Origin of the sequence: Streptomyces sp. ATexAB-D23, from assembly GCF_000373645.1 — a bacterium.
Lineage (GTDB): Bacteria > Actinomycetota > Actinomycetes > Streptomycetales > Streptomycetaceae > Streptomyces > Streptomyces castrisilvae.
Window position 1 is genome coordinate 138,021 of the sequence record NZ_KB892011.1, and the last position, 8,848, is coordinate 146,868.

7 protein-coding genes are annotated in these 8,848 nt (G+C 71.1%); 4 read left to right on the top strand and 3 right to left on the bottom strand.

Going from position 1 to position 8,848, the window contains the following annotated elements:
• Window positions 1–163: 163 nt before the first annotated feature.
• A complete protein-coding gene (locus tag B082_RS0112395) occupies window positions 164–358 on the top strand; it encodes a hypothetical protein (protein ID WP_026249714.1) in 195 nt (64 codons plus the stop codon).
• Window positions 359–411: 53 nt separating this feature from the next.
• Here the strand turns inward: B082_RS0112395 and B082_RS0112400 are convergent, their stop codons facing one another.
• Entirely contained in the window at window positions 412–729 is a 318-nt protein-coding gene (locus B082_RS0112400) for a hypothetical protein (RefSeq protein ID WP_026249715.1), read from the bottom strand.
• Window positions 730–930: 201 nt separating this feature from the next.
• Between B082_RS0112400 and B082_RS0112405 the strand changes: the two genes are divergently transcribed.
• On the top strand, window positions 931–1,716 hold the full coding sequence (locus B082_RS0112405) for a PepSY domain-containing protein (RefSeq protein WP_018552120.1): 786 nt from the start codon (window positions 931–933) through the stop codon (window positions 1,714–1,716).
• A gap of 50 nt (window positions 1,717–1,766) precedes the next feature.
• On the opposite strand, the gene B082_RS0112410 is transcribed toward B082_RS0112405, so the two are convergent.
• Window positions 1,767–4,046, bottom strand: coding sequence for a restriction endonuclease (locus B082_RS0112410; RefSeq protein ID WP_018552121.1), 2,280 nt, complete (start codon window positions 4,044–4,046; stop codon window positions 1,767–1,769).
• Between the two features lie 96 nt (window positions 4,047–4,142).
• Window positions 4,143–6,065, bottom strand: a complete 1,923-nt coding sequence (locus B082_RS0112415; protein ID WP_026249716.1) for an ABC transporter ATP-binding protein — start codon at window positions 6,063–6,065, stop codon at window positions 4,143–4,145.
• A 205-nt stretch (window positions 6,066–6,270) separates the two neighbouring features.
• On the opposite strand from B082_RS0112415, the gene B082_RS39465 reads away from it, so the two are divergent.
• Both B082_RS39465 and B082_RS0112425 read left to right on the top strand, forming a co-directional pair.
• Window positions 6,271–6,432, top strand: coding sequence for a hypothetical protein (locus B082_RS39465; RefSeq protein WP_168712285.1), 162 nt, complete (start codon window positions 6,271–6,273; stop codon window positions 6,430–6,432).
• Window positions 6,433–6,652: 220 nt separating this feature from the next.
• Window positions 6,653–8,488 (top strand): SpoIIE family protein phosphatase, encoded by a 1,836-nt coding sequence (locus B082_RS0112425; protein ID WP_018552124.1) that lies wholly within the window; start codon window positions 6,653–6,655, stop codon window positions 8,486–8,488.
• Window positions 8,489–8,848: the final 360 nt, after the last annotated feature.

The window sequence follows — 8,848 nt, forward strand, 5'->3', positions numbered from 1 at the left end:
GAGGCCGCGCCCCCGCTCCCGGGCGGACCGCCCCTTCCCCGCTTCGCGCAGGGCGACTCAAGCCCTACCCGTTTGGCGGACACGCCAGTGCGCGGGGCCGCTCCCCGGCTGGGCCACACTTGCGCCGAATGCCGCAAATCGGGTGCGGCGGAGGAGGTTGGCCATGGCTATTTCGATCTCAGTGGTTCTGCTTCTGCTGATTCTCGCGGTGCTCTTCCTCCGCAACGGCGGACTGAAGATCTCGCACGCGCTGGTCTGCGGGCTGCTCGGCTTCTTCCTGGCGGGCACGAGCATGGCGCCCACCATCCAGGACGGCATCATGGCCACCGCCGACGTGGTCAGCAGCATCAGGCCCTGACCGCTCGCGCGCACCATCGCCCGGCGGCCGGGCCCGTACGCGTACGGGCCCGGCTACTCGGCGGTGGCTTCGTCCGCGGCCTGCTCGGGGGTGGTCCGCAGCGCGGGAACCGTCGCCGCCGACCCCTCCCGCACCGCCTCCACGGCTGCCGCGTGCAGGGCGCGGCTCGCTTCCTCCGACGGACAGGGCACGGGGCTGCCCGCCATGGTGAACCAGTCGGCCGCGTCGGTGTACTGCACCGTTATCTGCGCCGTGCCCTCGGCCCATGTGGTGTGAATCGTCAGGTCACCGGACAGCGGCCCCACCTCCTCGGTGAGCACGCCGCCGTGCCCCGAATAGACTCCGCGTGTTGTCCAGGACGCCCAGGTCATGTATCCAGGCTCGCACCAAAGCGCCCGGATCGCGACCCGCGTGAACGGGGAATCCTCGGCCGTCCGCCGACGCCGGACACAGCGCGAGGAAAGGCTCCGGACCGGGACGATGAGCAGGTCGGGGGCCGGATGGCGGTCGAACGGGTGACACAGGCCGCTCATCCCACATGCCGGAGCCGCGAGGCGGTTAGGCATGCGGGCATGACCAATGATCCCCACCCCAAGAACACCGGATTCCTCCGCGCCCACCGCCTCCGCGCGGCCGGCGCCGCCTGCGTCCTGCTCGCCGCGGGCCTCCTGACCGGCTGCGGCCAGGACAGCGGCAGCTCCTCCACGGCCGCCGAGACCTCCGAGGCGGCGCGCGCCGTCCCCGAGGCCACGGGCAGCCCGTCACCCAGCGCGAGCACGAGCGCCTCGCCCGCGCAGATGACCGAGGACCAGAAGGAACGCAAGGAGCTGATCTCGGCCACCAAGGTCACCTACGACAAGGCCATCACCACGGCCGAGGGCGCCGTCAAGGACAGCAAGCTCACCGAGCTGGAACTCAAGGGCCCGGGGGACGCGGACGACGACATGTCGGCCAGCCCCTCCCCGACGGGAAGCCCCTCACCGACGGGCAGCGCCACGCCCGGCGCCGCTCCGCAGTGGGTTGCCGCCGTCGTCGCGAAGGACGGGACGAAGCACACCGTCCGCATCGACGCCGTCTCCGGCAAGGTCGTCAAGTCCTCCGAGGACACCGATCAGGACGCCGAGGACAAGAGCAAGGCGGCCAAGCGGATCGCCGACGCCAAGCAGACGCCCCAGCAGGCCGCGAAGGCCGCCACGGACAAGAAGAAGGGCACGGTGACGTCCCTCGACCTGGACGAGAACGACAGCGACGCTCTCGTCTGGAAGGTCGACGTCGTCACCAAGGACTGGAACAAGACCACCTTCGACATCGACGCGGACAACGGCTCCATCACGCATGAGGAGACCGACCGCGACTGACGCGGAGCACGGATGCTGTGCCCCCGGCCCGCAGGGACCGGGGGCATCACCTATTCCCCGGGCGTGACGTCCGGGTCGGTCAGCCCCTTCATCAGCTCGGCGACGAGCTGCCGGTCCCGCAGCTCGTCGGTGTACGGGCCCGGAGCGGCGGTCTCCTCCCGGGGCACGAACCGTCGCGTGCTCCGGGGCGCGCTGAGCTGTTCCATCAGCTCCTGGACGGCGGCGATGTCCTTGTCGGCCTCATCGGCCCCGTCCCCGGTGCCGCCCTCGTAGCCCTGCTCGAACAGGAACTCCAGCAGCTGGTCCAGCACGTACACCCGACCGCTGTCGATACCGGAGCGGTCCTGCCCGGCGATCCTGTGAACCTCGCGCAGCGCACACTCCACCAGGGAGTCCAGCAAAGGCCCTCCGAGCGAGCCCATAGGAATCTCTTCGAGCTCCTGGTGGAGACCGATGGCCCCGTACCAGTCGTCGGCCTCCAGCCGCTCCGCCAGATCGAGCCGGATCCCCCGCGCCACCTCGTCGGCGAGACGTTCCGCGTCCTCCTGCGGAATCAGCCGGCTGTGATCCACGGCGCGCACCAGCGCCACGAGGTGCTCGACATGCTCACCGTGCCAGGGGCCGATGCCCGCCTCCTTCGCCACATACGACGCCAGCGGGGCCGAGTCCAGGAGCTCGGCCACCTCCAGGACCCACTGGAGATGGGACGCCTCGCTCTCCTCCCCGGGGGAGGGGGACCACTCCACGAACTCCGCCGTCTCCACCACGGCGGCCGCCGTCCGATCGGCATCGGCCCTGAGCTGCGCCAGGATGCCGGCTCCGTCCGGCATACCGGCCGCCTCGGTCAGGCTGCGGATCTGCACCGGGTCGACCAGCGCGCCGAGGAGTTCGCGCATCCGCGCCCGGCCGTCGCCGAGGTGGAACCGGAGGTAGTCCGCGATGGACGGGTTGTGGAAGGACACCCCGTGCGCGTCGACGGCGATCATCGTGCCGTCCAGTACCTGCAACGCCCTGCGGAAGGTCCGGGCACCCGCCTCCAGGTCCATTTCCCCGCGGTACCACGTCCAGGACTCCTGGAGGGTGTCCGCTGCCACCGTACGGAAGGTGAAGAGGACTTCGAGCAGGTGAACGGCCTCGTCCGTGAGGTCGTTCTCGACGATCCGCTCCCAGACGCGCCGGGGGTCGTCCAGGTTCTTGAGCACCGCGGCCGCGACGTCCTGCTCCCTGACCGGGGCGAGCCGCAGGGTCTCCTCGATCAGCCGCGGACTGAAGTTGCGGTGCTGGACGATCGGCTGCCACACGGCCGGGTCGGCGAAGGGGCGTTTGCGCTCGGCGGGCAGCCGGGCCCGGTGGACGTGGTTGTAGAGGATCCGGCCCCTGACACCGAGGCCCAGATCGGTGAGGTGGACGACGCTGGTCGCCTCGGACACGTCCGGGGAACCCAGCCGTTCGTGCTTCAGCAGCGCGTGTTCCCGGATGTAGTCACGGGTCGTCATCACCAGGGCCTTGTCCGGGGCTTCCCGGATCGCGCGGATGATGTCGATGAGGCGGGCGTCCTCGTTCTTGTTGAGCTGGGACTCCAGCGTCGTCCGGCCGAGGAAGTCGTCGTACAGAAAGAGCTGGGGCGTGCCCTCGCGCCACAGCGTGGTGATCTCCTCGGCGTCCTGGGAGATCTCGTGCACCTCGTACCCGTCGCCCATGAGCCAGGCCGCGAGCATGAGGGCTACCGTCGTCTTGCCCACGCCCGGAATCCCGGAGATGACACACACCCGCTGCGCGTCGAGGATCGCCCGCGCCCGCTCGAAACCCTCGTGCGGTACGAAGGTCTCCGCCGCGCGCGGAATGCGCTTGGCCAGCCAGGAGGAACGCAGGTACTTCTCCTGGTTCAGCACCGTCTGCAGTACGGCGGTGCTGCTCAGCCAGAGACGGAAGTGGCGCCGGACCAGCTCCGGCCTGTTCCGCAGTTCCGCGACGATGTCGTCCAGCCCGTACAGGTCGCCGGTGGTGCGTACATACGGAGTGAAGGCGTCCCGGATCTTCTCCTTGCCGTCCACGGTCAGACCCACGCTCGTGGCGATGAGATACCGGTCCGGCTCCAGCGCGACGACCTTGCGCAACTCGTCCTTGGCCAGACGCTTCGTCAGCGTCGCCTGGGTGCCCCTGAACCAGTGCTTGCACTGGACGACGGTGGTGGTGCCGTCCGCGGCGGTGTGCCGCAGATCGATGCCCCGGTCCCGGCCGCGCGGGAACAGCTCCAGCGGCACGCCGAGGATCTCGCCGAACAGGTCGCGGCAGACGACCTCGAAGTCGTGGTCCGTCAGACGCCCCAAGTCAAAAGAGTCCATGCCGCCTTCGCCCGATCGCAGTAGTGCCGCCGGTGCCCCATTCTTCACCCGCCGGGGCCAGGCGACACACCTCTGCCCACGTCAGACGGACCGCACGGGCTCCGGCCGGCCCTCTTCCTCTTCCTCCGCGGGCTCCCGGCCCTCGGGCGAAGCGAACTGTGTGCGGTACAACTCCTCGTAGCGGCCGCCCGCCGCCAGCAACTCGGTGTGTGACCCGCGCTCGATGACCCGGCCCTCCTCCACGACCAGGATCAGATCGGCGGCCCGCACCGTCGAGAGCCGGTGGGCGATCACCACGGCGGTGCGCCCCTCCAGCGCCTCGGCCAGGGCCTCCTGCACGACCGCCTCGGACGTGGAGTCCAGGTGCGCGGTCGCCTCGTCCAGGATGACCACGCGCTGCCGGGCCAGCAGCAGCCGGGCGATGGTCAGCCGCTGGCGCTCACCGCCGGAGAGCCGGTAGCCGCGTTCGCCGACGACCGTGTCGAGCCCGTCGGGCAGCGAGGCCACCAGCCCGTCGAGACGGGAGCGCCGCAGCGCGTCCCAGATCTCGTCCTCGGTCGCGCCCGGCCTCGCCAGCAACAGGTTGGCGCGCACCGATTCGTGGAAGAGGTGCCCGTCCTGGGTGACCATGCCGAGGGTCTCGCGGATCGACTCGGCGGTCAGATCGCGTACGTCCACGCCATTGAGCCGCACCGCTCCCTCGTCGGTGTCGTACAGCCGGGGCAGCAACTGGGCGATCGTGGACTTGCCGGCACCCGACGAGCCGACCAGGGCGACCATCCGGCCGGGCTCGGCCCGGAAGGAGACATCGTGCAGCACCCGGGTCCCGCCCCGGGAGTCCAGCGTCGCGACCTCCTCCAGCGAGGCGAGCGAGACCTTGTCGGCGGACGGATAGCCGAAGGAGACACCGTCGAACTCCACCGACACCGGCCCCTCGGGCACCCTGCGGGCCTCCGGCTTCTCGGCGATCAGCGGCTTCAGATCCAGGATCTCGAAGACCCGCTCGAAGCTCACCAGCGCGCTCATCACCTCGACCCGCGCACCGGCCAGCGCCGTCAGCGGGGCGTAGAGCCGGGTCAGCAGCAGCGCCAGCGTCACGACCGCGCCCGGCTCCAGGCTGCCGCGCAGCGCGTAGTACCCGCCCAGCCCGTAGACGAGCGCCAGCGCCAGCGCGGAGACCAGGGTCAGCGCCGTGATGAACGTGGACTGCGCCATCGCCGTACGGATGCCGATGTCCCGTACCCGGCCGGCACGCGCGGCGAACTCGGCGGACTCGTCCGCGGGCCGGCCGAAGAGCTTCACCAGGGTCGCGCCCGGAGCCGAGAAGCGCTCGGTCATCTGCGTGCCCATCGCCGCGTTGTGCGCGGCCGCCTCGCGCTGCATGCGGGCCATCCGGGAACCCATCTTCCGCGCCGGGACGACGAACACCGGCAGCAGGACGAGCGCGAGCAGCGTGATCTGCCAGGAGATGGTCAGCATCACCGCGAGCGTCAGCACCAGCGTCACCAGATTGGAGACCACCCCCGAAAGGGTGTTGCTGAACGCCCGCTGCGCCCCGATCACATCGTTGTTGAGCCGGCTCACCAGCGCCCCGGTCCGGGTCCGGGTGAAGAAGGCGACCGGCATCCGCTGGACGTGGTCGAAGACCGCCGTGCGCAGGTCCAGGATCAGGCCCTCGCCGAGCGTCGCCGACAGCAGGCGGGTCAGCAGGCCGAGCCCCGCCTCGGCCACGGCGATCACGGCGATCAGCAGGGCGAGACGGACCACCGTCCCGCTCTCCTTGCCCTGCACGATCGCGTCGACCACCCGGCCCGCGAGCATCGGCGTCGCCACGGCCAGCAGCGCGGTGACCACGCTGAGCAGCAGGAAGCGGTAGAGCGCACGGCGGCGCGGCCGGGCGAAGGACGCGATCCGGCGCACGGTGGCCCGGGAGAACGGCCTGTGGTCCGCTTGCGCGTTCATCGCGCTGTGCAGCGACGACCAGGCGGTGACTTCCATACTCATGCGGTGCCTCCGGGGCAGGTCGGGTCGGGTCGGCCCCGGGCCGGCCGGACGGCGGACCCGGGGCACAGGAAGAACGCTAAGAGCTCAATCGAACTTGAGGTCAACTCTTCCGGTGCCCGGTGCGGAGCATGGCACGGACCTGCGTAGAATCGGCCCCTGTTTCCGGCCGGACCACGGCAGACACGACCGATTGAGGCAGTTCGACGTGAGTTTCACAGACAGTTCCGAAGCACCGATCTACGCCGGTCTCGTGGAGGAACACGGGGATGTGCCGGCCGAGGTGCGGCGGGTGGCTGAGGAGACCATGCGCGAGGCCGACCGGGCCATCGACTTCAGTGATGTACGCAGGTCAGCGGCTTACCGGTAGCCCCTGAACCCTTCCCGTCCGGCCCCGTCCGAGCCCTGTCGATCCGGCGTTCCACCCGCCTGCGGCCCGTGAGGACGGGCCGCCCCCGGCTCCCGCCGGCCGCCCCGTACGGCACACCTTCGCGGCGGCCGGCCGGGGATGTCTCGTACTGCGGACCCGGCTCTCCCGTCGGAGCATGGAACGAACAGTCGGCGACGACATCGGGACGAAGGGAAGCCGGATGGGTGGTGAAAGGCATGAGCCACCGACCGACGCGTTCGAGGCCGAGCTGCGCCAGATCGAGGCGCTGAACCGGATGGAGGCATCCGACTCCGGCCCGGCGCGTCTTCCGGGACCGGACGACGTGGTCAGGGCCGACGGTACGCCGGAGGAGGGCAGGCGCCGCGACTCCCTGCTGCTCTCGGCCGGGCACGCGGTGGCCGAGGCCGACACCCTGGACGAGGCGCTGCGGCTGGCGGCCGGACTGTACGCCCCGGACTTCCCGCTGGACGGGCAGTGCGTGTTCGGCGTCGCCGACGGGAACCTGACCGCCCTCGGGCAGTACGGATTCCGCCCCGGAGGGCCGGGCCGGGGCTTCCGCATGCCGATGACCACCGGCTACCCGGCGGCCGAGGTGGCCAGGACCGGGCGCGCCGTCTTCCTCGGCTCCACCGACGAGTACCGCCGCCGCTTCCCCGCGACCTGGCACCTGTCCTCCCGCAAGAGCCGCGAGGCATGGGCGTTCCTGCCGCTCGTCACCGCCGGCCGGGTCGTCGGGGTCTGGCTGGCCGCCTTCCGCTCGCCACTGGCCTTCACCGCCGGCGAGCGCTCGCTGCTGACCGTGACCGGACGCATGATCGCCCAGGTCCTCGAACGCGCCCGCGCCACCCGGGCCGAACTCGAACTCTCCCGCGGTCTGCGCCGCAGCATGCACACCGCCGGCGCCGCCCCGACCGGACTGAGCGTGGCCACCCGCTACGTGCCGACCGGCGGCGGCCTCATGGTCGGCGGGGACTGGTACGACAGCATCGACTTGCCGAACGGCCGGATGGCCGTCGTCATCGGCGACGTCCAGGGGCACGATGTGCACGCCGCCGGGCTGATGGCCCAGCTCCGGACCGCCGTGCACGCGTACGCCGCCGAGGGCCACGGCCCCGACGCGGTGCTGGCCCGCGCCTCGCGCTTCCTGACCACCCTGGACGAGGACCGCTTCGCGACCTGCCTCTACATCGAGGCCGACCCCTCCACCGGAAACCTGCACATCGCGCGGGCCGGCCACCCGCACCCCGTCCTGCGCATGCCCGACGGCACCTGTGTGCTCAAACACGTCAGTGGCGGGCTGCCACTCGGACTCATGCCAGGCGAGGAGGACTACCCGGTCGACACCGTGCGCCTGCACGAGGGCGAGATCCTCATGCTGTGCACGGACGGGTTCATCGAGAGCGGCGGCCATGACATGTACACCGGCTGGGTGCGGGTCCGCGACGCGTTCGCGCCCGGTCCCGTCGACGACCTGGAGGCGATGGCCGACCGGCTCATGGCCGCCGTGCTCAGCCCCGGGCCCGGCGGCCGGGAGGACGCGGCCGCGCGGGACGGCGACGACATCGCCCTCCTGCTGCTGCGGCGCGACGCCGGACACGTACGCGCCGAGGTCAGCCAGCGCCGGCTGATGCTCACCGTGGGCCAGGACCAGGGGGAGGGGCTGGCCGAGGCGCGGGCCGAACTGAAGGCGCTGCTGCACGACTGGGCGCGGCCGGACCAGGTGGACACCGCCGTGCTCCTGGCGACCGAACTCCTCGGCAACGTCCTCGTGCACACCGACCAGGACGGCGCCCTCAACGCGACCGTCACGGGGGAGACGGGCACACGCAGGCTGCTCGTCGAGGTCATGGACCGCGGCGACGAACTGCCCCACCAGCGCACCCCCGGCGAACTCGCCTCCTCGGGGCGCGGACTGCTGCTCCTGGACATCCTGGCCCACCAGTGGGGCGTACGGCCCGAACCCGAGGGCAAGACCGCCTGGTTCGCACTCATGGAGGCGGCGCCGGCCGACACCGGGGACACCGCCCTCGCCTGAGACCCGCACACCTCCGTGCGGCCCGAACGCTCTGCTCCGGGCGGCCCCGCCGTGGGCGGCGAGCACGACCGACGCGATTCCCCGTTATCTTCTTCGCGGCCCTGCAAGAGGGCCGCTGGCCTCCGGGCCCGGCATGACTGTTGCCCCCTGTCGAAGTCGATGACCTGGGGGGTGGTGTCACCGGGTCCGGGAGGTGCCGTCGGAGACGCTGATCAGAGGTCCGGCCGCCATCCGGTCCGGTGCAACGCCGGACAGCTCGCGGATGGCAGGTCTGCATAACGTGGATGCGCGAGCACGACACCGATGCCGAGGCCGGCACGTTCAACATCATGGGAGGGGCGCCATGTCCGACACCGAAGA

What these genes read in the sequence shown, in the direction of transcription:
- B082_RS0112405 (WP_018552120.1), top strand. Translation starts at nt 931, where the DNA reads ATGACCAATGATCCCCACCCCAAGAACACCGGATTCCTCCGCGCCCAC.
- B082_RS0112395 (WP_026249714.1), top strand. Translation starts at nt 164, where the DNA reads ATGGCTATTTCGATCTCAGTGGTTCTGCTTCTGCTGATTCTCGCGGTG.
- B082_RS0112400 (WP_026249715.1), bottom strand. Translation starts at nt 729, where the DNA reads ATGACCTGGGCGTCCTGGACAACACGCGGAGTCTATTCGGGGCACGGC.
- B082_RS0112415 (WP_026249716.1), bottom strand. Translation starts at nt 6,065, where the DNA reads ATGAGTATGGAAGTCACCGCCTGGTCGTCGCTGCACAGCGCGATGAAC.
- B082_RS0112425 (WP_018552124.1), top strand. Translation starts at nt 6,653, where the DNA reads ATGGGTGGTGAAAGGCATGAGCCACCGACCGACGCGTTCGAGGCCGAG.